26 protein-coding genes are annotated in these 26,128 nt (G+C 69.0%); 16 read left to right on the top strand and 10 right to left on the bottom strand.

Features of this window, described 5'->3' with window-relative positions; genetic code table 11:
- From ACFYRU_RS00695 to ACFYRU_RS00675, 5 genes are all read left to right on the top strand, one after another.
- Complete coding sequence (locus ACFYRU_RS00695; protein ID WP_387651380.1) at window positions 1–1,020, top strand: ABC transporter ATP-binding protein; 1,020 nt, start codon at window positions 1–3, stop codon at window positions 1,018–1,020.
- Entirely contained in the window at window positions 1,017–2,561 is a 1,545-nt protein-coding gene (locus tag ACFYRU_RS00690) for an inositol monophosphatase family protein (protein WP_387651377.1), read from the top strand. Before ACFYRU_RS00695 ends, ACFYRU_RS00690 begins: the two co-directional genes overlap by 4 nt.
- A 22-nt stretch (window positions 2,562–2,583) precedes the next feature.
- Window positions 2,584–3,552, top strand: coding sequence for a zinc-binding dehydrogenase (locus ACFYRU_RS00685; RefSeq protein WP_387651374.1), 969 nt, complete (start codon window positions 2,584–2,586; stop codon window positions 3,550–3,552).
- Entirely contained in the window at window positions 3,553–4,050 is a 498-nt protein-coding gene (locus ACFYRU_RS00680; protein WP_387651371.1) for a GNAT family N-acetyltransferase, read from the top strand.
- 96 nt (window positions 4,051–4,146) lie between these two features.
- A complete protein-coding gene (locus tag ACFYRU_RS00675; protein WP_387651368.1) occupies window positions 4,147–4,461 on the top strand; it encodes a WhiB family transcriptional regulator in 315 nt (104 codons plus the stop codon).
- Here ACFYRU_RS00675 and ACFYRU_RS00670 read toward each other — a convergent pair whose 3' ends face one another.
- The gene (locus ACFYRU_RS00670) at window positions 4,462–5,529 is read right to left on the bottom strand and encodes a hypothetical protein (RefSeq protein WP_387651365.1); all 1,068 of its coding nucleotides are present in this window, start codon (window positions 5,527–5,529) and stop codon (window positions 4,462–4,464) included.
- A 94-nt stretch (window positions 5,530–5,623) separates the two neighbouring features.
- Window positions 5,624–6,853 (bottom strand): sodium:proton exchanger, encoded by a 1,230-nt coding sequence (locus ACFYRU_RS00665; RefSeq protein ID WP_387651363.1) that lies wholly within the window; start codon window positions 6,851–6,853, stop codon window positions 5,624–5,626.
- Window positions 6,854–6,967: 114 nt separating this feature from the next.
- Between ACFYRU_RS00665 and ACFYRU_RS00660 the strand changes: the two genes are divergently transcribed.
- Complete coding sequence (locus ACFYRU_RS00660; RefSeq protein WP_387651361.1) at window positions 6,968–7,318, top strand: ArsR/SmtB family transcription factor; 351 nt, start codon at window positions 6,968–6,970, stop codon at window positions 7,316–7,318.
- Window positions 7,319–7,338: 20 nt separating this feature from the next.
- Here the strand turns inward: ACFYRU_RS00660 and ACFYRU_RS00655 are convergent, their stop codons facing one another.
- On the bottom strand, window positions 7,339–7,926 hold the full coding sequence (locus ACFYRU_RS00655) for a TetR/AcrR family transcriptional regulator (RefSeq protein ID WP_387651360.1): 588 nt from the start codon (window positions 7,924–7,926) through the stop codon (window positions 7,339–7,341).
- A gap of 62 nt (window positions 7,927–7,988) precedes the next feature.
- Between ACFYRU_RS00655 and ACFYRU_RS00650 the strand changes: the two genes are divergently transcribed.
- A complete protein-coding gene (locus ACFYRU_RS00650; RefSeq protein WP_387651358.1) occupies window positions 7,989–8,438 on the top strand; it encodes an SRPBCC domain-containing protein in 450 nt (149 codons plus the stop codon).
- Here ACFYRU_RS00650 and ACFYRU_RS00645 read toward each other — a convergent pair.
- The 4 genes from ACFYRU_RS00645 to ACFYRU_RS00630 all read right to left on the bottom strand — a co-directional run bounded on the left by ACFYRU_RS00645 (window position 8,435) and on the right by ACFYRU_RS00630 (window position 13,793).
- A complete protein-coding gene (locus ACFYRU_RS00645) occupies window positions 8,435–8,953 on the bottom strand; it encodes an AAA family ATPase (protein ID WP_387651356.1) in 519 nt (172 codons plus the stop codon). The two genes, ACFYRU_RS00650 and ACFYRU_RS00645, sit on opposite strands and share 4 nt — an antisense overlap.
- 13 nt (window positions 8,954–8,966) lie before the next feature.
- The gene (locus tag ACFYRU_RS00640) at window positions 8,967–9,143 is read right to left on the bottom strand and encodes a DUF6104 family protein (RefSeq protein ID WP_387651354.1); all 177 of its coding nucleotides are present in this window, start codon (window positions 9,141–9,143) and stop codon (window positions 8,967–8,969) included.
- 1 nt (window position 9,144) lies between these two features.
- Window positions 9,145–12,954: a multifunctional oxoglutarate decarboxylase/oxoglutarate dehydrogenase thiamine pyrophosphate-binding subunit/dihydrolipoyllysine-residue succinyltransferase subunit gene (locus ACFYRU_RS00635; RefSeq protein WP_387651352.1), complete on the bottom strand. Its 3,810-nt coding sequence runs from the start codon at window positions 12,952–12,954 to the stop codon at window positions 9,145–9,147.
- A gap of 428 nt (window positions 12,955–13,382) precedes the next feature.
- Window positions 13,383–13,793 carry a DUF3052 domain-containing protein gene (locus ACFYRU_RS00630; protein WP_387651350.1) on the bottom strand — a complete coding sequence of 137 codons (411 nt, stop codon included), beginning with the start codon at window positions 13,791–13,793 and terminating at the stop codon, window positions 13,383–13,385.
- A gap of 32 nt (window positions 13,794–13,825) precedes the next feature.
- Between ACFYRU_RS00630 and ACFYRU_RS00625 the strand changes: the two genes are divergently transcribed.
- The 4 genes from ACFYRU_RS00625 to ACFYRU_RS00610 all read left to right on the top strand — a co-directional run bounded on the left by ACFYRU_RS00625 (window position 13,826) and on the right by ACFYRU_RS00610 (window position 18,628).
- Window positions 13,826–14,497, top strand: a complete 672-nt coding sequence (locus ACFYRU_RS00625) for a FadR/GntR family transcriptional regulator (RefSeq protein WP_387651349.1) — start codon at window positions 13,826–13,828, stop codon at window positions 14,495–14,497.
- A 15-nt stretch (window positions 14,498–14,512) separates the two neighbouring features.
- Entirely contained in the window at window positions 14,513–14,719 is a 207-nt protein-coding gene (locus ACFYRU_RS00620; RefSeq protein ID WP_387651347.1) for a DUF6343 family protein, read from the top strand.
- Between the two features lie 149 nt (window positions 14,720–14,868).
- Complete coding sequence (locus ACFYRU_RS00615) at window positions 14,869–16,449, top strand: ABC-F family ATP-binding cassette domain-containing protein (RefSeq protein WP_387651345.1); 1,581 nt, start codon at window positions 14,869–14,871, stop codon at window positions 16,447–16,449.
- 100 nt (window positions 16,450–16,549) lie between these two features.
- The gene (locus tag ACFYRU_RS00610; protein WP_387651342.1) at window positions 16,550–18,628 is read left to right on the top strand and encodes a copper-translocating P-type ATPase; all 2,079 of its coding nucleotides are present in this window, start codon (window positions 16,550–16,552) and stop codon (window positions 18,626–18,628) included.
- On the opposite strand, the gene ACFYRU_RS00605 is transcribed toward ACFYRU_RS00610, so the two are convergent.
- Window positions 18,521–19,147 (bottom strand): TetR/AcrR family transcriptional regulator, encoded by a 627-nt coding sequence (locus ACFYRU_RS00605; protein ID WP_387651340.1) that lies wholly within the window; start codon window positions 19,145–19,147, stop codon window positions 18,521–18,523. The two genes, ACFYRU_RS00610 and ACFYRU_RS00605, sit on opposite strands and share 108 nt — an antisense overlap.
- 51 nt (window positions 19,148–19,198) lie before the next feature.
- Here ACFYRU_RS00605 and ACFYRU_RS00600 point away from each other — a divergent pair, with 51 nt between their 5' ends.
- Window positions 19,199–19,495, top strand: coding sequence for a DUF2218 domain-containing protein (locus tag ACFYRU_RS00600; protein WP_387651337.1), 297 nt, complete (start codon window positions 19,199–19,201; stop codon window positions 19,493–19,495).
- A gap of 97 nt (window positions 19,496–19,592) precedes the next feature.
- On the opposite strand, the gene ACFYRU_RS00595 is transcribed toward ACFYRU_RS00600, so the two are convergent.
- Window positions 19,593–20,228, bottom strand: a complete 636-nt coding sequence (locus ACFYRU_RS00595) for a DUF305 domain-containing protein (protein ID WP_387651335.1) — start codon at window positions 20,226–20,228, stop codon at window positions 19,593–19,595.
- A 51-nt stretch (window positions 20,229–20,279) separates the two neighbouring features.
- Complete coding sequence (locus ACFYRU_RS00590) at window positions 20,280–20,657, bottom strand: DUF6153 family protein (RefSeq protein WP_387651333.1); 378 nt, start codon at window positions 20,655–20,657, stop codon at window positions 20,280–20,282.
- A gap of 124 nt (window positions 20,658–20,781) precedes the next feature.
- Here ACFYRU_RS00590 and ACFYRU_RS00585 point away from each other — a divergent pair, with 124 nt between their 5' ends.
- The 4 genes from ACFYRU_RS00585 to ACFYRU_RS00570 all read left to right on the top strand — a co-directional run bounded on the left by ACFYRU_RS00585 (window position 20,782) and on the right by ACFYRU_RS00570 (window position 26,027).
- Window positions 20,782–22,131, top strand: coding sequence for a purine-cytosine permease family protein (locus ACFYRU_RS00585; RefSeq protein ID WP_387651331.1), 1,350 nt, complete (start codon window positions 20,782–20,784; stop codon window positions 22,129–22,131).
- 14 nt (window positions 22,132–22,145) lie between these two features.
- Window positions 22,146–23,717, top strand: coding sequence for a hydantoinase/oxoprolinase N-terminal domain-containing protein (locus tag ACFYRU_RS00580; RefSeq protein ID WP_387651328.1), 1,572 nt, complete (start codon window positions 22,146–22,148; stop codon window positions 23,715–23,717).
- A 130-nt stretch (window positions 23,718–23,847) separates the two neighbouring features.
- Window positions 23,848–24,921 (top strand): DUF917 domain-containing protein, encoded by a 1,074-nt coding sequence (locus ACFYRU_RS00575; protein WP_387651326.1) that lies wholly within the window; start codon window positions 23,848–23,850, stop codon window positions 24,919–24,921.
- Entirely contained in the window at window positions 24,918–26,027 is a 1,110-nt protein-coding gene (locus ACFYRU_RS00570; RefSeq protein ID WP_387651323.1) for a DUF917 domain-containing protein, read from the top strand. Before ACFYRU_RS00575 ends, ACFYRU_RS00570 begins: the two co-directional genes overlap by 4 nt.
- Window positions 26,028–26,128 lie beyond the last annotated feature (101 nt).

The raw sequence follows: 26,128 nt of genomic DNA, 5'->3' as shown, positions 1-26,128 counted from the left end.
ATGACCACACCAGTTTCCGGCGGCCTCAAGATCGAGGGTCTGCACAAGGCGCTCGGCGGGCGGACCATCATCGACAGCCTCGACATGGAGGTCCGGCAGGGCGAGCTGGTCTCGCTGCTCGGCCCGTCCGGCTGCGGCAAGACCACGACCCTGCGGATGATCGCCGGCTTCCTGACCCCGGACGCCGGTTCGATCAAGGTCGGCGGCCGCGAGGTCGTACACCTCGGCCCCGAGCACCGCCCGAGCGCGATGGTGTTCCAGAACTACGCGCTCTGGCCGCACATGACGGTGGCCAAGAACGTCGGCTTCCCGCTCAAGCTGCGCAAGCGGCCGAAGGCGGAGATCGCCGAACGCGTCGACGCCGCGCTCGCGCTGGTCAACCTGACCCACCACAAGGACTCCCGCCCGGCCCGGATCTCCGGCGGCGAGCAGCAGCGGACGGCGCTCGCGCGGGCGCTCGTCCAGGAGCCGGAACTGCTGCTGCTCGACGAGCCGCTGAGCAACCTGGACGCGAAGCTGCGGGTCAAGGTCCGCGAGGACATCCGCGAGATCCAGCAGCGGCTGCGCATCACGACCGTGATCGTCACGCACGACCAGGAGGAGGCGATGTCGGTCTCGGACCGGATCGCGGTGATGAACAACGGCCGGATCGAGCAGTTCAGTACGCCGGCCGAGCTGTACAGCGCTCCGGCGACGGAGTTCGTGGCGACCTTCATCGGCAGCCTGAACCGGATCGAGGGCCGGATCAAGAACGGCCGGATCGTGTCCGGTGAAGGCGTACTCGGGATCCGCCCCGAGGACGTCGTGTTCGCGCCCGGCTCGGACGCGGGCGGCCTCGCCGCGACAGTCGTCCGCGTCGTACCGCGCGGGCATTTCTCCGAGCTGTATCTGCGGCGGGAGGACGTGGAGCTGCGGGCGTACGTGACCGGTGCCCCGCCCGCTGTGGGTGCGGAGGGATCGGCCCGGATCGAGAAGTGGCTCGAGTTCGAGGACGGCAAGCTCGTGGGGGCGCGCGCGTGAGTACGGCACCAGTTCGGACCACGGCAGTGACCGCGCACCGCGGTGACGTCGAGCGGTACCGGGAGAACACGGTCGCGGCCGTACGCTCGGCCGTCGAGGAGGGCTGCGACTTCGTCGAGGTCGACGTACGGGTGACCCGCGACGGCCACATCGTACTGCTGCACGACGCGACGCTCGCCCGCCTGTGGGGCCTCGACCGGCCGGTCGCCGAGGTCGACTGGGCCGAAGTCTCCGCGCTCGGCTCCGACGACGAGCGGATCCCGCTGCTCGCGGAGGTGCTGCCTCTTGCCGGCGACGCCACCCTCCTGATCGACGTGAGCGAGCCGTCGGTCGCCGAGGCCGCGGTGCCGGTCGTGCTCGACGCCGGCGTGCAGGTCGCGTGGTGCGGCGACCTGGACGCGATGAGGACCGTACGGCGCCTCGACCCGGAGGCACGGATCTGGTTCCCGTGGGACCGCCGCGACGTACCGCCCGCCGACGTGCTCGCCGCGCTGCGGCCCGAGGTGGTGAACTCCGAGTACGTCGTACTCAGCAAGGCGCTCGTCGACGCCGTCCACGACGCCGGGCTCTCCGTCGCCTGCTGGACAGTCGACGACGCGGACGCGATGCGCTGGGCCTTCGGACTCGGCGTCGACGCGGTCACGACCAACCGACTCAGGCTTTTCGGCCAGGTCGTCACGGAAGGCCCGGGGTCGTGGCAAGGCGCGCGGCGGCCGGCCAAGCTGACCGGCGACGAGCTGACCGAGGCCGTCGCCGTCGCGCGGGAACTCGCGGCGTGGGCCAACGACTTCACCGCCCACGCCGACCTCGGCGAGGTCCGTACGAAGGCCGACGCCGCGGACCACGTCACCGCCGTCGACGTCGCCGTCGAGGAACACGTACGGCAGGTCATCGCGGACCGCTTGCCCGGCCATCTCGTCGTCGGCGAGGAGCTCGGCGGTACGGCCGAACCGGGCGTGCCCTGCTGGTACGTCGATCCGGTCGACGGGACGGCGAACCTGGCGAACGGCGTGCCGTGGACCGCGTTCTCGCTCGCGCTGGCGATCGACCGCGAGCCGCTCGTCGCCGTGGTGGGTGATGTGTGGCGCGGCAAGGTGTTCTTCGCGGCCGCGGGTCAGGGCGCCGAGCTCGACGGGCGACGCCTCGACCTGCGCGGTGGCGCGGAATCGAGCCTGGCCGGGAAGATCGTCAGTACCGAGCTGCTGAACCACTCGCCCTGGCCCGGGATGGACGCCTTCGTGGACGGGCTCCGCGAGCGGTTCTGCACGGTCCGGGTGATGGGGTCCGGAACGCTGACGCTCGCCGGACCCGCGGCGGGTCGTGGTGCCGGCGCCGTGATCGAACGCTTCAGCCCGATCGACCACCTCGCGTCGGCGCTCATCGTCCGGGAGGCGGGCGGCGTGTTGCTGGACGACAACGGCAACGAGACCGTCTGGCCCGAATCGGGTGGCATTCTCGCGGCCCGGCCCGAGAACGCGCGGGAGCTGTACGACCTCTGGTCCGCGGCCCGCGCGGTGACATCGGTAACTGACTCCGCGTAGACCACCGCCTAGGGTGGTCCGCATGCTTGCTGCTTATGCTGCGAAGTTCGACGCCGAGAACCCGATCGCCGCGCTGGAGGTGGGGGAGCGGCCCGACCCGACGGTGCCCGACGGTTGGGTGACGATCGACGTGAAGGCAACGGCGCTCAACCACCACGACCTGTGGTCGCTGAAGGGCGTCGGGCTGGCCGAGCAGAACCTGCCGATGATCCTCGGCTGCGACGCGGCCGGCGTCGACCCGGACGGCAACGAGGTCGTCGTGCACGCGGTGGTCTCGGACCCGGCGTGGAAGGGCGACGAGACGCTCGACCCGAAGCGGTCGCTGCTGAGCGAGCGGTACCAGGGCACGCTGGCGCAGAAGGTCGCCGTGCCGGCGCGGAACGTCGTACCGAAGCCGGCCGGGATGTCGTTCGAGCAGGCGGCCTGCCTGCCGACGGCCTGGCTGACGGCGTACCGGATGCTGTTCACACAGTCTGGGCTGAAGCCGGGCGACACCGTACTCGTGCAGGGCGCCGGTGGCGGGGTCGCGACGGCGCTGATCACGCTGGCGCGGGCGGCGGGGATCCGGGTGTGGGCGACGTCGCGCGACGAGGGCAAGCGGTCGAAAGCGCTGGAGATCGGGGCGCACGACGCGTTCGAGTCCGGCGCGCGGCTGCCCGAGCGGGTGGACGCGGTGATGGAGACCGTCGGTCAGGCGACCTGGTCGCACTCGCTGAAGTCCTTGAAGCAGGGCGGCACGCTGGTGATCTCGGGCGCGACCAGCGGCCAGGCGCCGAAGTCCGCCGAGCTGAACCGGATCTTCTTCCTCCAGCTCCGCGTCCAGGGTTCCACGATGGGCACCCGGACCGAGCTGGCCGAGCTCGTCCAGTTCATGGCGAACGCGGGCATCTCCCCGCACATCGACTCGGTACTGCCTCTCGCCGAGGCCCGGGCCGGATTCGAGAAGATGAATTCGGGCGACGTGTTCGGCAAGATCGTTTTTACTGTCTGAATGCAACCCGAGATCAGGCTCGCCACGGTCGACGACGCCGAGGCGGGGGCGTGGTGTCACCTGTTGTGCTGGCGGGAGGCGTACGCCGGGCTCGTACCGGACGACGTACTGCTCGAGCGTACGTCGGACATCGAACGCCGGATCTCGCGGTGGCGGGCCAACCTGGGCGAGGGGCGGACGCGGTGGATCGCGGTGCGCCCGGGCGCGGCGGTCGAGGACCGGGTGGCCGGGTTCATCGGGACCGGGCCGGGGCGGGACGAGGACGCGCCGGTGCCGTTCGAGCTCGAGGCGATCTACACCCGGCAGGCGTACTGGAAGACCGGCCTCGGCACCCGGCTGCTGGACGTTGCCGTCGGCAAACAGCCCGCGTTCCTCTGGGTCTTCGAGGCAAACACCCGGGCCCGCGCCTTCTACGAACGCCACGGCTTCGAACCCGACGGCACCGGCAAGCACGACCCCTACTTCGACCTGTATGAGATTCGCATGGTCCGTCACTAAGTTTCATGCCTGAAACATTGGCGTCGCACCGGGGCAACGCGGCCGAGTCAATCTGTTCCTACCGATCCGCCCGATCGACGAGGAGCAGGGGAACTCATGAGGCCTACTTTGACGGTGATCGTTGACCCGGCCGACAACTGGATGGCGAAGGCCGCGTGCGTCGGCCACGCGCCGTCGTACGACGAGTCGGCCAGCCAGTGGGAGCAGCGCAAGGCGCAGGCGATCTGCCTGACGTCCTGCCCGGTGATCGACCAGTGCCGGGAGTGGGCCCGCCGCACCAAGTTCACCGGCACCGCCGCCGGCGAGAAGTTCCTCTCCGGCCGCCGCCGCGGCCGCCCGGGTCCCCAGGAACGCCGCAACCGCCCGCCACTCACCGCCGAGGTCCTGGGCGGCGAGCAGCGGGCGAGCTGATCAGTTGTTACAGAGGAGCTGCAGCTCGAGGTTGAAGTGGGTGGCGTCATTGGACGTCTCGTAGTACTTGAGCCCGGGGTGCTTCGAGATGTCGAGATCCAGTTTCAGCTCACCGTGGTTGCCAGCGGGCAGCGATCCGGTCTTACCCACCGCACTGTCGTCCGAGGTAAGGAACACGGTGACGGATTCACGGGGGACGTCGATCAGTGACGTCTTCGAGGAAGCCTTGATACACCCGCTGTCGTCGAGGTAGATGTCCGGCCCGAGGTGGGAGTAGTACGCCGTGACCTCGAGGGTGCTCTTCGTGGGATCCTGCGGCACGAGCTGCATTGTATTCACGTGAGAGCTGATCACCTGAACGGGCGACTTGGTGAACGCGCCTCGCCAAACGTAGTGGCTGAAGGACTTAGCTGTCGAGACGCCGGCGCCGAAGGGGCCACGCGCAGCGACAAGGAGGCGATAAGCGTCGACGGAGCCATGGCGAGTGGCGACGATGGTCGCCTTGCCGGCCGTTGTCCTGCCGATCGCTTGATTCACGTAGGTACGCGAGTCCTTGCTGTAGCGCTGCAGGTAGACCAGCGTGCCGTTCGGGGGCGTCGGTACAACGCGGCCCGTCGCCGTGAGCTGGCCAGTCGTGGCGTTCGTGGTTGTGATGGTGTCGAACGCGACTACCTGGGTCGTTACGGGGTAACGCACAGGGCTGAACGCGCGGGCGTGGCCTGATGACCCTGGGAAGTAGACGCGGTAGTCGTAGGCCGAGACCTGCTGCACGGCGAATGTGTAGGCTCCGGTGGACGTCGTCCGTCCCTTGAGCAGGTTTCCGTAGCGAGCGCGCCCGTGGACGGACCGCTGCAGATAGATCGTCGCCCCGGATAGTCCGGTCGTTGTACCGCTCTTACGAACCAGTCCGGTGAGCTTGATCGTTGATCCGTAGGCACCGGATGCCGGTGCGCTCAACGTGATCGATGTCGCCGATGCGGCTGCTTGTGCCGATGGCACGACCAGCAGCGCGGCAAGCGAAACGACGCTAATCGCCGCTCCTGTGGCGATTGCGCGAATCCGAAACATGCACCCCTCATTTCCGTCACTGACGCGAGAACGCGCGTATGTCGGCCCACCGTGCCATGAGGGGATTGAACGGACCTGATGTGAGGCTGAAGAGCTAGACGTTCACCAGTTCGCGTTCCGTCTCGGCTACTGCTGCCGTACGGCGGAACGGGGCGGTGACGGTCTGCGCCAGGTACTTGCGGTTGTGGATCGCCGCGCCGATCGCGAGGACCAGGTAGATCACGCTGATCACGTACCGGCCCGTCTGGCCCGGCACGGCGAACTGGACCGCGAACAGGCCGAGCAGTGTGAACGCCGCCCAGCGAGGGAAGCGGAGGTTCAGCAGGATCGCGATACCGAGCAGGGTCTGTGTCGCGGTCAGCAGGAACTCCTCGACCTGCCGGCCGTCCAGGTGCAGCGCGGCCCCGCCGCCGCCGATCCCGTACGCGATCGGCAGGCTGCCGATCAGCAGGGTCCACTGGTTCACCTTCGCGGAGATCAGCAGGCCCAGCGCGGCCGCGCCCTTGCCCCGCCACGCGAACAGGATCGCGACGATGAACTCCGGCGCCTCGGACGCGAGCGGCGCCAGCCACTGTACGAGCAGGAACTGGTCGATCCCGAGCGCCTGACCACCCGCCACGAGCGAGTCCGCGAACGGCTCCGCGGCCGCCAGGATCACCGCTGCCGAGACCAGGAACATCGCGGTCACGACGATCCGGCGCTGCAGCTGAGGCAGCGCACCGATGGTCGCGGCCGGGCCGATCAGGTCCGGCTCGTCGTCGTGGTCCGCGGTCGCCGCGCGGTACAGGTAGAACGCGAAGAACGCGAGCAGCAGGATCCCGAGCAGCAGGTGGATCTGCCCGGTCACCGGGATCACGAACGCGACCACACCGGCGACCGCGAGGAAGCCGAGCTCCCTCCGGTACCCCGACTCGAGGACCAGGGACTTCACGGTGCGCCCGCTGCGCCGCGAGGCGACGTACAGGCTGATCAGCACGACGGCGGACCAGCCGAGGCCGAGCAGCAACCGGTTCGACCCGGTCATGTTGGCGGCGGCGTACTGCACGTAGTCCGGGTTCGACCCGGCGGTGTGGGCGAAGTACAGGTCGACGGCGTACTCCGGAAGGACCGCGATGACCGCCAGCAGCGCGATCGCCAGACCGCCCGAGATGTCCATCTCCGCGGCCTCCGCCGCCCAGGCCAGCACGAACGACGCGGCGACCACGGCGATGCCGAAGATCGCCATCGACGCCAGCGCCGGCGGGTGGGTGCCGAGCAGCCGGAGGACGACCGCGGGGATCGCCACCAGGAGCAGCAGCAGGACGGGGCGGAGCGCTCGGAACATGGTTCCATCCTGCCTCGGTTTTGATACTTTCGCAATTGCGAAAGTGTGAGACCGTGGTCACCACGGCCCGGCGCGCTGTCCGCTGACCGGTCCACCGGTCACAATGACTGCGCGATGACCAACCCTGATCCGACGAAGGCGCAGCTCGAATCCGCCGCGGGCACCTTCGCCATGCTCTCCGCTCCGGTCCGGCTGCACCTGGTGTCGCTGGCCGCACAGGGGGAGTACGACGTCGGCACCTTGGCGGACCGCGTCGGCGTGAGTATCGCCACCGCGAGCCAGCACCTCGGCAAACTCCGGCTGGCCGGCATCATCACCGCCCGCCGCGAAGGCCGCCGGCACATCTACACCGTCGACGACCCGCACGTCCTGAACCTGGTCGACCAGATCTTCGAACACATCGCCCCGGACGGCTCCCTCGCCCCTGATCCACCTCGCCGCACACGGCCGCCGCACACGGACTGACGCCGCTGGGTGGTCGACCGTCAGAGCAGCGCGTCGATCAGCGCGATCGCAACAGTGTTGGCGGCCGCGAGGACTTCGTCGTCGGTGAACGTCGTCTGCGTGGCCGCGTCGACGGCGGCGTTGATGCTCAGCAGCGCCATCCGGAGTTGCAGCACTTTGGATGGGCTCTGGTCGGGCAGCAGGCCGGTGAGCCGGTCCACCAACTGATTCAGCGTCGAGCCGATGCGGTCGTTGGTGCGGCCTTCGAAGGTACGTCCGATCAGCGGATTGGCGGACAGGAACCGGATGCCGCGGAGCTTCTCGGCGGAGAACGACTGCACCCAGCGGAGCACGGCCGCTCCGACCAGTTCGGGTGTCTGGGGCTGCTCGCCGATCCACTGCAGCAACTGCTCGGCTTCGTCGCCGCGCTCGTCGAACAAGGCGCGGAGAATGTCCTCCTTGCCTTTGAAGTGGTAGTACAGCGACGGCTTCTGAATGCCCAGCTCGTCGGCGATCTCGCGCAGCGACGTCGCCTCGTACCCCTTCTCGGTGAACAGTTCGAGGGCGACGCGCTGGATCGCGGCGCGGGTGTCCGGTCCGGAGCGGCGCCTGCTGATCTGATCCTCCATGGAGTCCAGCCTACCGCACGGTAGGCTGGACTACCTAACGTTAGGTAGGCTAGCTTTGAGGCATGAGCCAGTACACCGTCGTCCGCGAATACGACTACCCGATCGACGAAGTCTGGACCGTACTGACCGATCCGGCGTACGTCGCGCAGTGGACGACAACCGGTCAGGGCGGCCGGCCGGACGGGTTCGCCGCTGTACCGGGAACCAAGTTCCGGTTCATCGGCAAACCGACGATCGGCTGGGCAGGCATCGTCTACTGCGAGGTCGTCGCCGTCGACGCGCCCCGCTCGATGCACTACACGTGGCGCGGGGACCAGGACAGCGACGACATCACCGACGTGAACTACCTGCTAGAGGAAACCACCGGCGGCACCCGGGTCACCTGGACCCACACCGGCTTCACGGGCATCGGCGGATTCGCCATGTCACTACTCTTGGCCAAGGTACGCCGCAAGATGCTGACCAACGGCCTCCCGCCCGTCCTGGCCGCCTACCACGCAACCTTGAGCTAGACGATGTGCCGCAGGTACCGCTCGGGCGCCTGCAGGTAGGCCTTCCAGTTCTGCACAAGCTCCAGCTCGTCCCAGGTGGTCCGCCGCAACCCCACTCCTCGACTTCGACGATCGTGGCCCCCGGCAACGAACACACCACGGGCGAGTGTGTAGCGCACAACACCTGCGCCCCACCAGCGGCCAGCTCCCCCAACACCCCGACCAACGCCAAACTGGAACTGAACGACGCGGGTGAGTTGCAGGTCGCGGGACAAGGACGACTCGGTCTCGCGGGTGGTGAGGCGGGCTCCTGTTGAACCGCCTTCCGGTGACATGCCGAATGCCATCGCGACAGCCTCCACGATGGTGGATTTCCCAGCACCGTTCTCACCGACGAGGAATGTGACGCCCGCGGTGAGGTCCAAGCCTTCGGTCAGGAGTTGGTGGACGGCGGGGATGGTGTGGGGCCAGATGCCGGAAGGACGAATGCCCTCCGCCGCGGCGACCCGGCGTACGGGCTGCGTGGCGAAGGGCATTCGCACAGACTAACTACTCGTCCTCGTCGTCCAACCGGGCCAGCCAGGTGGCGAAGCGTTCGATCGGGGTCTCGAACTCCGGGTTCAGGTCGACGAACTCGCGTAGCCGCTCGGCGACCCACGCCAGCGTGACATCCTCCTCGCCACGCCGCTTCTCGAGTTCCTCGATCCCGCGATCGGTGAAGTACATGTCAGCTGAAGGCCTGCTTGAGCAGCGTCGCCTGCTCGGTGCCGTGCACACCGTGCGAGCCGACCGCCGGAGCGGACATGGCCGGCCGGGACACCCGGTAGAACGGCTTGCCGCCCAGGTGCTCGGTCAGGTTCAGCGCCATGAACGGCCACGGACCCTGGTTCGCCGGCTCGTCCTGGACCCAGCGGATCTCGGTCGCGTTCGGGTACTTCGCCAGCTCGGCGACGACCTCGTCGGCAGGCAGCGGGTACAGCTGCTCGACCCGGAGGATCGCGGTGCCGATCTTGTCCGGCTCGACCTTCTTCCGCTCGGCGAGCAGGTCGTACACGATCCGGCCCGAGGCCAGGATGACCCGCTCGACGGCGGCCGGGTTGGCCTCCGCCTCGGCGTCGCCGAGCACCGGCCGGAAGGTGCCGTGGGTCAGCTCCTCCGGCTGCGACACCGCCTCCTTGCGCCGCAGCAGCTGCTTCGGCGTGAAGACGACCATCGGGACGTGCTCCTCGCCGAGCGTGTGCCGGCGGAGCAGGTGGAAGTACGACGCCGGGGTGGACGGCTGCGCGACGGTCATCGCGTCCTCGGCGCACAGCTGCAGGAAGCGCTCGATCCGGGCCGAGGTGTGGTCCGGGCCCTGGCCCTCGTAGCCGTGCGGGAGCAGCAGCACGACGCCGGACTTCTGGCCCCACTTCGCCTCACCGGACGAGATGTACTCGTCGATGACCGACTGCGCACCGTTCACGAAGTCGCCGAACTGCGCCTCCCAGAGCACCAGCGCCTCCGGACGGGCCACGGAGTACCCGTACTCGAAGCCGAGGGCGGCGTACTCGCTCAGCAGCGAGTCGTACACGTAGAAGTTCGCCTGGCTGCCCTCGTCCAGGTGCTGCAGCGGGACGTGGTCCTGCCCGTTGACCCGGTCGATGACGGCGGCGAACCGCTGGACGAACGTACCGCGGCGACTGTCCTGACCGGCCAGCCGGACCGGCCGCCCGTCGAGCAGCAGCGAGCCGAAGGCCGTGATCTCCGCCGACGCCCAGTCCAGCGGGCCCTCGGTGATCGCGTGCGCCCGGCGCTGCAGCTGGGGCTGCACCTTCGGGTGCACGGTGAAGCCCTCGGGCAGGGTCGTGTACGCGTCGGCGATCTTCTTCAGCGTCTCGCGGCTGATCGCGGTCGCGTCCGGGCCTTCCGGCTTGTCCGGGTAGACCGGGACGGTGACGTACGGCGCCGGGGTGTCGGGCTCGTTCTTGGCGTCCCGGACCTCGGCGAACACCCGCTCCAGCCGCTGCTGGAAGTCCTGCATCGCCTGCTCGGCCTCTTCGATCGTGATGTCGCCACGACCGATCAGGGCCTCGGTGTACAGCTTGCGGACCGAGCGCTTCTGCTCGATCAGGTCGTACATCAGCGGCTGGGTGAAGCTCGGGTCGTCGCCCTCGTTGTGACCGCGGCGGCGGTAGCAGACCAGGTCGATGACGACGTCCTTGTTGAACGCCTGGCGGTACTCGAACGCGAGGTCCGCGACCCGGATGCAGGCCTCGGGGTCGTCGCCGTTCACGTGGAAGATCGGCGCCTGCACCATCCGGGCGACGTCGGTGGAGTACATCGACGAGCGGGACGAGGCGGGCGAGGTGGTGAAGCCGACCTGGTTGTTCACGATCACGTGGATCGTGCCGCCGGTGCGGTACCCGCGCAGCTGGGACAGGTTCAGCGTCTCCGCGACCACGCCCTGGCCGGCGAACGCGGCGTCACCGTGGACCAGGACCGGCAGCACCGGGAACGCGGCGCCGCGGTCCAGGATGTCCTGCTTGGCCCGGACGATGCCCTCGAGCACCGGGTCGACGGTCTCCAGGTGCGACGGGTTCGCCGCCACCGAGACCTTGATCTTGTCGCCGAACTCGGAGACGAACTCGCCCTCGGCGCCCAGGTGGTACTTGACGTCACCGGAGCCCTGCACGGTCCGCGGGTCGATGTTGCCCTCGAACTCGCGGAAGATCTGGCCGTACGACTTGCCGACGATGTTCGCCAGTACGTTCAGCCGGCCGCGGTGCGCCATCCCGATCGCGACCTCGTCCAGCCCGGCGCCGGCCGCCTCCTCGCAGAGCTCGTCGAGCAGCGGGATGGTGGTCTCCGCGCCCTCGAGCGAGAACCGGCGCTGACCGACGTACTTGGTCTGCAGGAAGGTCTCGAACGCCTCGGCCTCGTTCAGCTTGGCCAGGATCCGCAGCTGCTCCTCGCGCGGCGGCTTCGTGTGCGGGCGCTCGACCCGCTCCTGGATCCACTTGCGCTGCTCGGGGTCCTGGATGTGCATGTACTCGATACCGGTGGTCCGGCAGTACGAGTCGCGCAGGATGCCGAGGATCTCGCGCAGCTTCATGAACCGCCGGTCGCTGCCGCCGAACGAACCGGTGGCGAACTCGCGGTCCAGGTCCCACAGCGTCAGGCCGTGGGTGGCGACGTCGAGGTCCGGGTGGCTGCGCTGCTTGTACTCCAGCGGGTCGGTGTCGGCCATGATGTGGCCGCGCACCCGGAACGCGTGGATCAGCTCGAGGATCCGGGCCTGCTTGCTGATGTCCTCCTCGTGGCTGTGCGGGAGGTCGGCGGCCCAGCGGATCGGCTCGTACGGGATCCGCAGGCTCTGGAAGATCTCGTCGTAGAAACCCTCCTGGCCGAGCAGCAGCTGGTGGATCCGGCGCAGGAACTCACCCGACTGGGCGCCCTGGATGATCCGGTGGTCGTACGTCGAGGTCAGCGTCATCACCTTGCTGACCGCGAGCTTGGCCATCGTCTCCTCGGCCGCGCCCTGGTACTCCGACGGGTACTCCATCGCGCCGACGCCGATGATGCAGCCCTGGCCGGTCATCAGCCGCGGCACCGAGTGCTGCGTACCGATCGTGCCGGGGTTGGTCAGGCTGATCGTGGTGCCCTGGAAGTCCGGCAGCGCGAGCTTGTTGTCGCGCGCCCGGCGGACGATGTCCTCGTAGGCCATCCAGAAGTCGGCGAACGACATCTCGTCGGCGCCCTTGATCGACGGCACCAGCAGCTGCCGGGTGCCGTCCGGCTTCTGCATGTCGATGGCCAGGCCGAGGTTGATGTGGGCCGGCTGGACGTGCGTCGGCTTGCCGTCGGTCTCGTCGTACGACGCGTTCATCTCCGGCAGCGTCTTCAGCGCCTTGACCAGCGCCCAGCCGATCAGGTGCGTGAACGACACCTTGCCGCCGCGGGCGCGCTTCAGGTGGTTGTTGATGACGATCCGGTTGTCGATCAGCAGCTTGACCGGCACCTGGCGAACGCTGGTCGCGGTCGGAACGGAGAGGCTGGTCTCCATGTTCTGCGCGGTCCGCGCCGGGGCACCGCGGAGGATCTGCCGCGTGGTGTCGGTGCTGGTCGCGGGGGCAGCCTTGGGCTGAGCGCTGGGCGGCTGGTTCACCGTGCCTCCGGTCGGGGCGCCGGACTGGGCCGGTGCTTGCTTGGCTGCGGGCTGCTGGGGTGCGGCCTGGGCAGCGGCCGGAGTCGGTGCGGAGGGCTGCGCGGCCGCGGTCGTCGCGGCGGGAGCGCTCGAGGCGGGCGCGGCGGCAGCTGTGCCGCGGCTCGGCGCCTCGGGGGTCTTGTTGTCGGACACCGCGTCCGGACGGGGAGCGTCGGCCGGGGTGGTCGTCACCGGCTTCGCTGCACCATCAGGGTCGTACGTCTTGAAGAACTCGAGCCATGCCGGATCCACCGAATTCGGGTCCTGCTGGTACTTCTCGTACAGCTCGTCGACCAGCCATTCGTTCGCACCGAAGGCTGCTAGGGGATTGGTGTCTGATGGCTCGGTGGCCACTTGGCAGTTCGCCTCTTCCGATTTCGGGTCCGGTACCGCGGTTCTTACTGCTGATGTTATGGGTGGTGCCCCAAGCAAAGGCTAATAGCACCGGGACCACTTCCACAGCCGGGTACCACCGGACCAGTGTGTCGAGTGGTCGGCCTCCGGTGGGTCGATCCATCGCCGCCTGAAACACTGCCCACAAAGGTGTTTCAGGCCACACGCCGTCGGCTCGGTCCGGCCGGATGCGGAGAGCGACGGCGACAGTTGCGAGACTCCTTGCAGTTGTGGAGTTCCGGCCGTCTTTCCGGGCCCGCCCGGACCTGGTCCTGAGCGCGGCTGGCCACTGTATGCAGTTGCACGCTCGCCGCCGGTGATGGTCAGCACTGTGCAGAAGTGTGGCCAACGTCACGCTCAGAATCAGTCCACCTGGGCATGATTGGCCTTCATCGGTTGCTGAGTCTGCGGACCAGTTTGAGGCCCGACCAGGTGGCGTCGATCGCGCACACCTTGACGTCGACGACCCCGAGCGGGAGGGCGAGTTCGCGGATGCCGTTCTCGTCCAGGTCGGTCGGTACGCCGGACGACCGCTTCGGCCAGGCGGCCCAGATCATCCCGGCGGTCACGGTCCGCGGCAGCAGTACTGGCAGCCGCTTCGCGAGCCGGTCCCGGTCCGGACAGAACATCAACACAACGTCGTACGGCGTACGTCCCGGCCTGCGCACCACCTCCGTACCCACCGGCAGCCCCTCGACGACGAAGCCCGCCGGCGCGTTGTCGAGCAGGAGGCGATGCTCCGCCTTGATCCCGAGCTTGGCGGCGAGCGGTTTCCCCGAGTAACCCGGCGTCGAGGTCATCCTCGGATGCTAGCTGGCGGCATACTTACGAGATGGCGTTGACGGATGAGGCGATCGTCAAGATCAAGGGGATGATCACCTCGGGGGAACTGGGGCCGGGGGACCGGTTGCCGAAGGAGGCCGACCTGGCCGCCCGGCTGGGGCTGTCGCGGAACTCGCTGCGTGAGGCGGTGAAGGCGCTGACGCTGGTGAACGTACTGGACGTCCGGCACGGTGACGGTACGTACGTGACCAGCCTCGACTCGGCGCACCTGCTGGACGCGCTGAGCTTCATGGTCGACCTGCACCGCGACGACTCGGTGCTGCAGTTCTTCGAGGTCCGGCGGTTGCTCGAGCCGGGCGTCGCCGCGCTGGCCGCGACCCGGATCACCGCGGAGAAGATCGCCGAACTGCGGCTGCTGTGCAGCGACCTGGCCGCCGACGCGGGCGTCGAGGAACTGGTCGCGAACGACCTGCAGTTCCACCGCGGGATCGCCGAGGCGACCGGGAACCAGGTCGTCTGCTCGCTGTTGGACGGCGTCTCCGGCGCCACCCAGCGGGCCCGGATCTGGCGTGGTGTCACCCAGGCCGGCGCGGTCGAGCGGACGCTGTCCGAACACGCCGCGATCCTGGACGCGATCGAGAGCGGCGACGCCGAGGCGGCCCGGGCCTGGATGACCGCCCACATCGCCGGCGTCGAAACCTGGCTCCGCAAGGCTCCTTAGGGGTACATCGGAGGTATGTACGAGCCGCCTCCACCGCGCAGTGCGTTGACGTTGCGGATCGTGCTGTCGGCGTTCGGGGTGGTGCTGTTCGCGGTCAGTACGGCGCTCGCGGTCGGGTACCGCCTGCCGTCGGGGTGGGTGATCGTGTTCGGGCTGCTCACCGGGGTGGCGCTGGTCGACCTGGTGGTCGTTGCCTGGCGCAAGTACTCGGAAAACAGTTGATCGGCTCCGGCGCGGTCCGTATGCTTCAGCTGTCACATTCCCGACGTCAGGGGTTCGAGTTGTCGAACTGAGGCTCTCGCCTTCACCGATCGATCGCCACCTCTCTGGTGCGCGGTCTCGTCCGAGACCTCAGCAGGAGTCGACAACTCATGAGCTTTTCCCTGTCCTGTACCGACCTCTACTTCGCCTGGCCCGACGGCGAGGTGCTCTTCGACGGCCTGACCTTCGTGGCCGGTCCGGTCCGCTCCGGACTCGTCGGCCGCAACGGCGCCGGCAAGTCGACGTTGCTCAAGCTGATCGCCGGCCGGCTCACCCCGCAACGCGGGGCGATCCGCGTCAGCGGCGAACTCGGGTACCTGCCGCAGGACCTGACCCTCGACACCACGCTGCGGGTCGACCAGGCGCTCGGCATCGAAGCGGTCCGGCGCGCGATCACCGCGATCGAATCGGGTGACGCGTCCGAGGAGAACTTCGCGATCGTCGGCGACGAGTGGGACGTCGATGAACGCGCCGAGGCGCTGCTCGGCAAGCTCGGCCTGGGTTCGATCGGCCTGGACCGCAGTGTCGGCGAGCTGTCCGGCGGCGAGACGATCCTGCTCGGGCTGGCGGCCGAGTTGCTCCGGCGTCCCGACGTACTGCTGCTCGACGAGCCGACGAACAACCTTGACCTGCGGGCGCGGCGGCACCTGTACGACGCTGTCGACCAGTTCCGTGGTGCGCTGCTGATCGTGTCGCACGACCGGGAGCTGCTCGACCGGGTCGACCAGATCGGCGACCTGCGCAAGGGCGACGTCACCTGGTACGGCGGCAACCTGACCGCGTACGAGGAGGCGGTCGTGGTCGAGCAGGAGGCCGCGGAGCGGATGCTCCGGGCGGCGGAGGCCGACGTACGCAAGCAGAAGAAGGACCTGATCGACGCGCGGATGAAGATGGACCAGCGCCGCGCCCGGGGGCAGCGTGCCTTCGAGCAGGGCGGGATCCCGAAGATCGTGGCCGGCAACCTGAAGCGCGGTGCGCAGGTGTCGGCCGGCAAGCACCTCGGGATGCAGTCCGAGCGGCTCGAGTCCGCGCAGGAGGCGCTGGCGGACGCGGAGGACAAGGTCCACGACGACGAGACGATCCGCGTCGACCTGCCGAAGACCGCCGTACCCGCTGGGCGCATCGTGCTGAAGCTCGAGGACCACGTACTGCGGACCGGGGCGCACGTCGACCTGGAGATCCGGGGTCCGGAGCGGATCGCCCTGACCGGGCCGAACGGCGCCGGGAAGACCACGTTGCTGCAGTCGGTCGTGGCAGGGGAGTTGCCGGTGGTGCCGTTCCGGTACCTGCCGCAGCGGCTCGACCTGCTGCGCGACGACCTGTCGATCGTCGACAACCTGGCGCTGCTCGCTCCGGGGACGGAGAACCAGGAGCGGCGGTCACGGCTGGCGCGGTTCCTGTTCCGCGGGCGGGCGGCGGATCAGCTGGTCAGTACGTTGTCCGGCGGCGAGCGGTTCCGGGCGACGCTGGCGGCGTTGCTGCTCGCGGAACCGCCGCCGCAGTTGCTGATGCTGGACGAGCCGACCAACAACCTCGACCTCGGGAGCGTGGCGCAACTGAAGGACGCGCTCGCGTCGTACAACGGGGCGCTGGTGATCGCGAGTCACGACGTACCGTTCCTGCGCGAGATCGGGATCACGCGCTGGGTCGAGCTGACGCCGGAATCGCTGTCGGACATCGATCCGCTGTAGGGCCGTCGCCGTAGGGGTTTGCGGCTGCCCCGTCGCCTTCGGGTGGCGGGGCTTTCGCTTGTGCTTGAAACTGATACCCCTAGGGGGTATGGTCTCGGGCATGAGCGAGCACGAGCAGCACCAGCACGGTGGTCACGAGGACCACTCCATGGGTCATGGTGGGCACGAGGGGCACGGGGGGCATGGCGGTCACGGGGATCACGCGGCGCAGTTCAAGGACCGGTTCTGGATCAGTCTGGGGCTGGCGGTGCCGGTGGTGTTCTTCAGCCACATGTTCGCGGACCTGCTCGGGTACATGCCGCCGGAGTTCCCGGGTTCGGGGCTGATCGCGCCGGTGCTCGGCACGGTGATCTTCCTGTACGGCGGGCAGCCGTTCCTGACCGGCGGCTGGAGCGAGCTGAAGTCGCGCCGCCCCGGGATGATGCTGCTGATCTCGATGGCGATCACGGTGGCGTTCGTCGCGTCCTGGGTGACCACGCTGAAGCTCGGCGGGTTCGACCTGGACTTCTGGTGGGAGCTCGCGCTGCTGATCGTGATCATGCTGCTCGGGCACTGGCTGGAGATGCGGGCGCTCGGCGCCGCGTCGGGTGCGCTCGACGCACTGGCCGCGCTGCTGCCCGACTCGGCCGAGAAGGTGACCGACGACGGCGTGGTCGAGGTCTCGCTGCAGGAGCTGCAGGCGGGCGACGTCGTACTCGTACGCTCCGGCGGGCGGGTGCCGGCGGACGGCACGGTGGTCGACGGGCAGGCCGAGGTCGACGAGTCGATGATCACCGGCGAGTCCCGCCCGGTGTCGCGCGCCGTCGGCGACCAGGTCGTCGCCGGAACCGTTGCCACCGACAACGCTCTGCGGGTCGAGATCACCGCGGTCGGCGACGACACCGCGCTCGCGGGTATCCAGCGGCTGGTCGCCGAGGCGCAGGCGTCGTCCTCCCGAGCGCAGGCGCTGGCGGACCGCGCGGCAGCGTTCCTCTTCTACTTCGCGTCGATCTCCGGCCTGATCACGTTCGTGGTGTGGGCGTTGCTGGGCAAGCTGGACGAGGCCGTCACCCGAACCGTGACGGTGCTGGTGATCGCCTGCCCGCACGCCCTCGGGCTGGCCATCCCGCTGGTGATCGCGATCTCCACGGAGCGGGCCGCGAAGGCCGGCGTACTGGTCAAGAACCGGCTGGCCCTGGAGCGCATGCGCACCATCGACGCAGTCCTCTTCGACAAGACCGGCACGTTGACGAAGGGCGAACCCGCCGTCACCGGGGTCGCGGCGGTCGGAGCGGTCTCGAAGGACGAGTTGCTGGAGTTGGCCGCGGCGGTCGAGGCGGACAGTGAACACCCGTTGGCGAAGGCGATCGTTCGGGCGCATGCCGAGCGTGTGCCGGTCGGTGGCGGGCGTGTGGTGGCTTCCGACTTCCGGTCGTTGACCGGGCGGGGTGTGCAGGCTGTGGTGAACGGGTCTGAGGTTGCGGTCGGTGGGCCGGCGTACCTGCGGGAGAACGGGCTGGCTGAGCCGGACGGGCTCCAGACCGAGGTGGCTGCGTGGAAGGAACGGGGTGCGGCGGTGCTGCACGTCGTTCGGGACGGGCAGGTGCTGGGGGCGATCGCGCTCGAGGACGAGGTACGGGACGAGTCGAGGCAAGCGGTCGCCGCGCTGCACCAGCGGGGCGTGAAGGTCGCGATGATCACCGGCGACGCGCACCAGGTCGCCGATGCGGTGGCTCGCGAGCTCGGCATCGACGAGGTGTTCGCCGAGGTCCTGCCGCAGGACAAGGACGCGAAGGTCGCCGAACTGCAGGCGCGTGGGCTGAAGGTCGCGATGGTCGGCGACGGCGTGAACGACGCGCCCGCGCTGGCCCGCGCCGAGGTCGGGATCGCGATCGGCGCGGGTACCGACGTCGCGATCGAGTCCGCCGGGGTGGTACTGGCCGCGGACGACCCGCGGGCGGTGCTGTCGGTGATCGACCTGTCGAAGGCGAGCTACCGCAAGATGTGGCAGAACCTCGTCTGGGCAACCGGGTACAACGTCATCACGGTCCCGCTGGCGGCCGGCGTACTGGCCTTCGCCGGCGTCGTGGTGTCACCAGCCGTCGGTGCGCTGCTGATGTCGATCTCGACGATCGTCGTCGCGCTCAACGCGCAGTTGCTGCGGCGGCTGGACCTGTCCCCGAGCCGGCTCGCCGCGTAGTCCGCTCAGCGTCACCGCCACCAGGCGGCGTACCGCCGCTTTCGACGGTACGGCGCCTGCGGCGTCGAGGGCATGTACGGCGTACGCGGCGAGCTCCTTCTTCGGTACGTCACTCCGTACGTCACCGAGGCGCTCCGCGACGAAGTCGATCAGGTGGTCGCGGGCGTGATCGACGTGCTGCTCCCGGTGTAGCGACGGAGCCGCTGTCGGCGGGTGCTCGTAGCGGATCAACGCGTACGTCTCCAGTACGGCGTCGATCCGGTGGGTGCGATCCCATACGTCTTCGAGCTGCTGCAGGTGGGCAGTTACCTGACGCCGATGCCACGCGGACAACACTGCGTCGGCGTCGCCGTAGTACTTGTACAGCGTCGCCCGCCCGACCCCGGCGCGCTGGGCGAGCTCGGCCATCGTCAAGCCAGTCACCCCGCGCTCGTCCACCAGCCCGGCGGCCGCGTCGAGGATCGCCTCGTGGACCGCGGACCGGTGCGAGGCGATCGTGTGCTCCCACAACTTAGGCATGGCTTGACTGTATATGATCGAGACACAGTGTCTCGAAAAATGGAGTCCGCCATGCCAGCTCTGGAAGCCCACGTGGAAACCCCACGCGCCGACCGCTACCTGACCCAACTCACCAGCCACCTCGCCCACGGCCCCGGCGGCCTCCAAGTCCTGTCCGAGTCCCCGGACGAACTGGTGGTCGACCTCGGCTCAGCCACCTGGACGATCCATTCGACCCCAGATGAGCTGATCCTCCGCCTGCAAGCAGACGACCCGGCCACCCTGGAAGCCCAGAGCAGCCGGGTCACCCACCGCATAGAACAACTCGGCCGCCGAGACAACCTCCAAGTCACCTGGCAACCGTCCTGACGGAGGACTCAGGCGATGGGTGGCGAAGCGGGGTGCCGGCCGGGCCTCCAGCCCACACCCCGACTGCCCCGCCTCCGCGCTCGCGTCCGCCTGGTGGTTAGGCCGCCGGGAGGCGGCCGAGTAGGCGTTGCATGGTGGCGATTTCGGTGGTTTGGGCTGTTTGGATCTTCTTCGCGAGAGCGACAGCCGCCGTGCTCTTGCCGGTCGACTGTTCGGTTTTGGCCATGGTGACTGCGCCCTGGTGGTGCTTGATCATCATCGTGACCCACATGCGGTCGTACATGCTGCCGCTCGCCTTGGACAGGTCGGCCATCTCCTGCGGGCTCATCATGCCGGTCATCGTGTGACCGGCATGCTCGCCTGGCGTCGGGACCGGCTTGCCCCACGCGGTCAGCCACCCGGACATCAGCTTGATCTCCGGGTCCTGCGCCGCCTTGATCGCCGTCGCCAGCTTCTTGACCTCGGCGGTCGTTGCCTTCTGCAACGCAGAGTCCGCCATCTCAACGGCCTGCTGGTGATGCGGAATCATCTGCGACGCGAACATCACGTCCGCGTCGTTGAAGGCTCCGGCGGAGTTGCTCGGCGCTGTCGTCGGCGTCATCGGCATGCTCGAGCCGTGGCTCATCCCCGGCATCGACCCCGAGCCGGTCTTGGAATCACCGCAGCCGGCGAGGCCGAGCGCAGCGGCGAGCAGAGCGGCCGAGGCCGCGGTCGTACGGTAGACGTGCGTCATCACATTCCTTGGTTTGTGTGTAGGTACGGCGGAACAAAGGCGCACGTCGGCCTATATCCGCAGTACTCCCAAGGAAGACAGCACGACCCGCGGCGGCGACCGCTCGCCCAGCACCCGAGTCAGCCGATAGACCGGCACACCGACCGCGCGCCACACCAGCAGACTGCGCAGTCCGAGCAGCAGCGACAGCAACAACACGAGCCCGGTCAGTACGGCCATACAGGCGCCGCCCATGTCCTGCATCTCGTCCGCAGGCATCACATGGACCCCGGCCGGATGCTCCATGACCACCATCGACGTACCAGGCATCGCCATCGCGGCGTCGTGATGGGACGTGAGGCCGTGCATCGCGAACACCCCAGCGACCACGGTGAGTACGCCGAGGACGCGGAGCAGTCGCGCTCCGCAGTTGGGTATGCGTCCGGCCATCGCGACAACAGTACAGACCTGGGCGAGATGCACAGTCGGAACCCGCCGGGTGTGCACACTGGACGGTGAGGCGGGCCACGCGCGGACGTACGTTCGGTGAAATCCCTGAGCTGGAGGTCCCACCATGGCCGGTTCTTCTGTAGGTGCCGACGACTACGCCCTCGCCCGGGTCCCCGAGCATGCGCGGTACTCCTGGTGGTCCGTCGCGACGCAGCGGTTCGGGCAGATCTCGGCGCTCAGCCAGTTCCTGCTCGGTGCGACGCTCGGGTTCGGGATGAGCTTCTGGCACGCGTTCTGGGCGCTCACGCTCGGCGCGGTCATCCTCGAGATCGTCGCGATCTTCATCGGCGTCATCGGTGCCCGCGAAGGGCTGCAGACCTCGGTGATCGCGCGCTGGACCGGTTTCGGCCAGGCCGGCTCGTCGCTGATCGGGCTGGCGATCGGGATCAGCCTGATCGGGTGGTTCGGGATCCAGTCCGCGGTGTCCGCGGCCGGCCTCAGCCAGCTGATCGGCGTACTCCCGACGTGGGGCTGGTCGCTCGTGTTCGGCCTGCTCGTGACGCTGGTCGTCCTGCGCGGTTTCCACTCGATGGCCTGGGTCGCGTACGTGACCGTACCGGCGTTCCTGCTGCTCGTCGGTTGGTCGATCATCAGCGAACTGTCCGACCACAGCCTCGGCTCGCTGGTGAATGCGGCCCCGCCGGGTCCGCACCTGAGCCTGCTGGAGGGTACGACGCTGGTCGCGGGCGGCTTCATCGTCGGCGCGGTGATCACGCCGGACATGACCCGGTACAACCGTACGGTCGGCGACGTCGTGAAGCAGACGGTGCTGGGCGTGACGCTCGGCGAGTACGTGATCGGGCTGGTCGGCGTACTGCTCGCGCATGCCGTTGGTTCGGCCAACGTGATCACGATCGTCACCTCGTCGGTCGGCTGGGTCGGCACGCTGGTGATCATCCTCGGCACGCTGAAGATCAACGACTGGAACCTCTACAGCTCCGGGCTCGGCGTGGTGAACTTCATCGGCACGGTCTTCGGCCGGCGGGTCAACCGGGCGGTCGTCACGCTCGCGGTGGGCGTGCTCGGCAGCGTGCTCGCGGCCGGCGGGATCCTGGACAAGTTCACCGAGTTCCTGATCGTGCTCGGTGTCGCGTTCCCGCCGATCGCCGGGATCATGGTGGCGGAGTACTTCGTGGTGAAGCGCTGGCGCCCCGACCTCGAGGCCTCGCGCGCCGGCGGGACGCTGCCCGCGACCGCGCCGACCTGGGTACCGGCCACGATCGTGATCTGGATCGGCGCGGCGCTGATCGGCAAGTACGTCGCCTGGGGCCTGCCGAGCATCAACTCGCTCGTCGTCGGCTTCCTGGCGTACGTCGTGGCCGGCAAGCTCGGCCTGATCCGCGGCATCGGTACCAGCCGCACGATGGAGACCGAACCCGTCACCGACGTGAACGCCCTCCCGGCAACCAACTGAAGGGACTTCCACGAATGCGTATCGGTATCGATGTCGGTGGGACCAACACCGACGCCGTACTGCTCGACGGCGAGGGTGCCGACGTCAACGTGCTGGCGGCGAACAAGTCCGCGACCAGTGCGGACGTGACCGCCGGCATCATCGACACCCTGGACCGGCTGCAGGCGGAGCGATCCTTCGACCCGGCGCAGGTACAGGCCGTGATGATCGGCACCACGCACTTCATCAACGCGCTGATCGAGGCCCGTCGCCTCGCCCCGACTGCGGCACTGCGGCTCGGTCTCCCGGCGACGGCGTCCCTGCCCCCGCTGGTCGACTGGCCGGAGCGGCTGGTCGAGGCGGTCAGCGGGCGGAGCTACCTGGCGCACGGCGGGCACGAGTTCGACGGCCGGCACATCGCCGAGCTGGACGCGGACGAGCTCCGCCGGCACGCCGCCGACATGCTGCGGCACGGCGTCCGGTCGGTGGCGATCTCGTCGGTGTTCTCGCCGGTCAGCAACGAGTTCGAGCTGCGTGCCGCGGAGATCCTGCGTACCGAGCTCGGCGACGACGTGGCGATCTCCCTGTCGCACGAGATCGGCCGGATCGGTCTGCTGGAGCGCGAGAACGCGACCATCATCAACGCCGCACTCCGCGAACTCGCCGCTTCGATCGTCGACGGACTGGCCAGTGCCGTCGCGGGTCACGGCATCACCGCGCCGCTGTACCTGAGCCAGAACGACGGCACGCTGATGGACGTCGACTTCGCCCGCCGGTACCCGGTCGCGACGTTCGCGTCCGGCCCGACGAACTCGATGCGCGGTGCGGCGCTGCTGTCCGGCCTGGACACCTGTGCGGTGGTGGACGTCGGCGGTACGACGAGCGATGTCGGCGTACTCACCCACGGGTTCCCGCGGGAGGCGACCACCGAGGTGGACGTGGCCGGCGTACGGACCAACTTCCGGATGCCGGACGTACTCAGCATCGGCATCGGCGGTGGCAGTCTGGTTGCCTCGGACAACGATGTCGTGACGGTCGGCCCGCGGTCGGTCGGGTACCGCCTGACCGAGGAGGCTCTGGTCTTCGGCGGCCGGACGCTGACGGCCACCGACATCGCGGTCGCGGCGGGCCGGGCCGACGTGGGTTCCGCGGACGCGGTGGCCGAGCTCGATCCGACGCTGGTGAAGGCCGCGCTGGCGCGGGTGGCCGCGGACATCGCGGACGCGGTGGAGCGGATGCGCACTTCGCCGGACCCGCTGCCGGTGGTGGCGGTCGGCGGTGGGTCGATCCTGCTCCCGGACGACCTGCCCGGCAGCCTCGCCGTCCACCGGCCGGAGAACTTCGCGGTCGCGAACGCGATCGGCGCCGCGATCGCTCAGGTCGGCGGCGAGGTGGACCGGGTGTACGCGATCGACCCGGGCCGCCGCGATGCGGTCGTCGACGAGGCGCGTCAGGAGGCCGTCGACCGGGCGGTCGCCGCCGGCGCCGACCCCGCCGCCGTCCGCATCGTCGACTTCGACGAGGTCCCGATCCCGTACCTCCCCGGCAACGCCACCCGCATCCGCTGCAAAGCCGTCGGCGACCTCCGCCTGGGAGAACCCCGATGAACGCGGATCTGCAGGCCATCACAATCCAACGCCGGGCGACCCGCCCCGCCGGGCGGCTGGCGGCCTCGGCGATTGTGATGGCGTGGGCATCCGCCCCCCACCGACCCGCCGCTGGAGTGGAGTGGTTGGGATGAAGCTGCGGGCTGAGGATCTTGGGGCGCTGGCGCGTGGGGCGGCTGTGTTGGGGACCGGTGGGGGTGGGGATCCGCACATCGGGCGGCTGCTGGCGCAGCAGGCCGTGCGCGAACACGGGCCGGTGGAGATCGTTGCCGTTGGCGACCTTCCGCACGACGCCTGCGTACTGCCGGTCGCAATGATGGGCGCACCAACGGTGATGGTGGAGAAGCTGCCGTCGGCGGACCAGATCTCGGTCGCGGTGCAGACGCTGGCGAAGTACGTCGGGAAGACGCCGACCCACCTGGCCTGTATCGAAGCCGGCGGCGTCAACTCGACCGTACCGGTGATCGCCGCCGCGCAACTCGGGCTGCCCCTGGTGGACGGCGACGGGATGGGCCGGGCATTCCCCGAACTGCAGATGGTGCTGCCGACGCTGGCCGGCATCGAGGCGACGCCGATGTCGATCGTCGACGAGAAGGGCAACCGCGGCGTCTTCGACACAGTCAGCAACGAATGGGCCGAACGCCTCGCCCGCTCCGCAACCGTCGACATGGGCTGCTCGGCGATCGTCTCGCTGTACGCGATGACCGGCGCCGAGGTGCGCGGTTCGTTCGTGGCCGGGACGCTCAGCAAGTGCGTCACGATCGGCCGCGCGATCGAGCGGGCGCAGCGCGCGCACACCGATCCGGTCGCGGCCGTGGTCGACGAGCTCGGCGGGCGGCTGCTGCACGTCGGCAAGGTCGTCGACGTACAACGCCGTACGACCACCGGCTTCGCGCGCGGCGACGCCGCCGTCGACGGACTGGACGCGTCCCACGGACGCCTGCTGGTACTGCGCCTCCAGAACGAGCACCTCGTCGCGGAACTCGACGGTACGGCGGTCGCGACCACGCCCGACCTCATCATCGTGCTCGACACCGAGTCCGGCGAACCGATCACCACCGAGGCCCTGCGGTACGGCCACCGGGTCAGCGTGCTCGCGGCGCCGTCCGACGAACGCTGGCACTCGCCGGAAGGCATCGAGTTGGTCGGCCCGCGGTACTTCGGCTACGACCTGGACCCGATCCGCGCCCTGGAGACCGTATGAGTTGGGAACTCGGCATCGAGCATCTGAAAGATCTCGCCCGCGGTGCGGCGATCCTCGGTACCGGTGGCGGCGGCGACCCGTTGATCGGGCGGCTGCTCGTCGAACAGGCGATCCGCGAACACGGGCCGGTCACCGTCCTCGATCCGGACGAACTGGCCGACGACGCGTTCGTGATCCCGACCGCGCAGATGGGTGCGCCGACCGTGATCGTGGAGAAGATCCCGCGCGGCAGCGAACCCGTCGGCGCGCTGCGGGCGCTGGAGAAGCACCTCGGCCGGCGCGCCGACGCGACGATGCCGATCGAGTGCGGCGGCATCAACTCGATGATTCCGCTGCTCGTTGCCGCGCGCACCGGTCTGCCGGTGGTCGACGCGGACGGGATGGGCCGGGCGTTCCCTGAGCTGCAGATGGAGACCTTCTCGGTGTACGGCGTACCGGGGTCGCCGATGGCGATTGCGGGGGAGCACGACGAGACGGTGGTGATCGACACCGGTACGGACAACCGGCATATGGAGTGGCTGGCGCGCGGGATCACGATCCGGTTGGGCGGGGTCGCGCACATCGCCGAGTACTCGATGACGGGTGCCGAGGTTCGTCGTACGGCGGTACCGCGGACGTTGTCGCTCGGGCTGTCGATCGGGCGGGCCGTCCGCGAGGCGCGGGCGGCGCACGCGGATCCGGTCGAGGCGATCCGGGCCGCGCTGGCGCCGACGTTGTACAGCCACCTGCGGGTGCTGTTCCGCGGCAAGGTCGTCGACGTGGAACGCCGTACGCTCGAGGGCTTCGCGCGCGGGCGGGCGCGGTTCACCTCGTACGACGGTACGTCCGAGCTGGCGCTGCGCTTCCAGAACGAGAACCTGGTCGCGGAGGTCGACGGCGAGGTGGTGTGTACGGTGCCGGACCTGATCTGCGTACTGGAGGGCGACACCGCGGAGCCGATCACCACCGAAGGCCTCCGCTACGGCCAGCGGGTGACGGTCGTCGGCATCTCGACCCCCGATCTGATGCGCACCCCCGAGGCGCTGGCAGTCTTCGGCCCGTCCTGCTTCGACCTGGACGTCGAGTTCACCCCCGTCGAGCGCCGCTCGGACGTGCTCGTCCCCTGACCCTCGGCTCGCCGTGCTGACCCCTCCGCGGCGGGCCGGGGTTCCAACCCGGACTTCCAGCACTCACACCTCCTGGTGCGCGTCCGTCGCACGCTCGGGGG

Origin of the sequence: Kribbella sp. NPDC004536, assembly GCF_042873835.1 — a bacterium.
GTDB lineage: Bacteria > Actinomycetota > Actinomycetes > Propionibacteriales > Kribbellaceae > Kribbella.
This window is presented reverse-complemented; position numbering and strand designations above follow the sequence as displayed.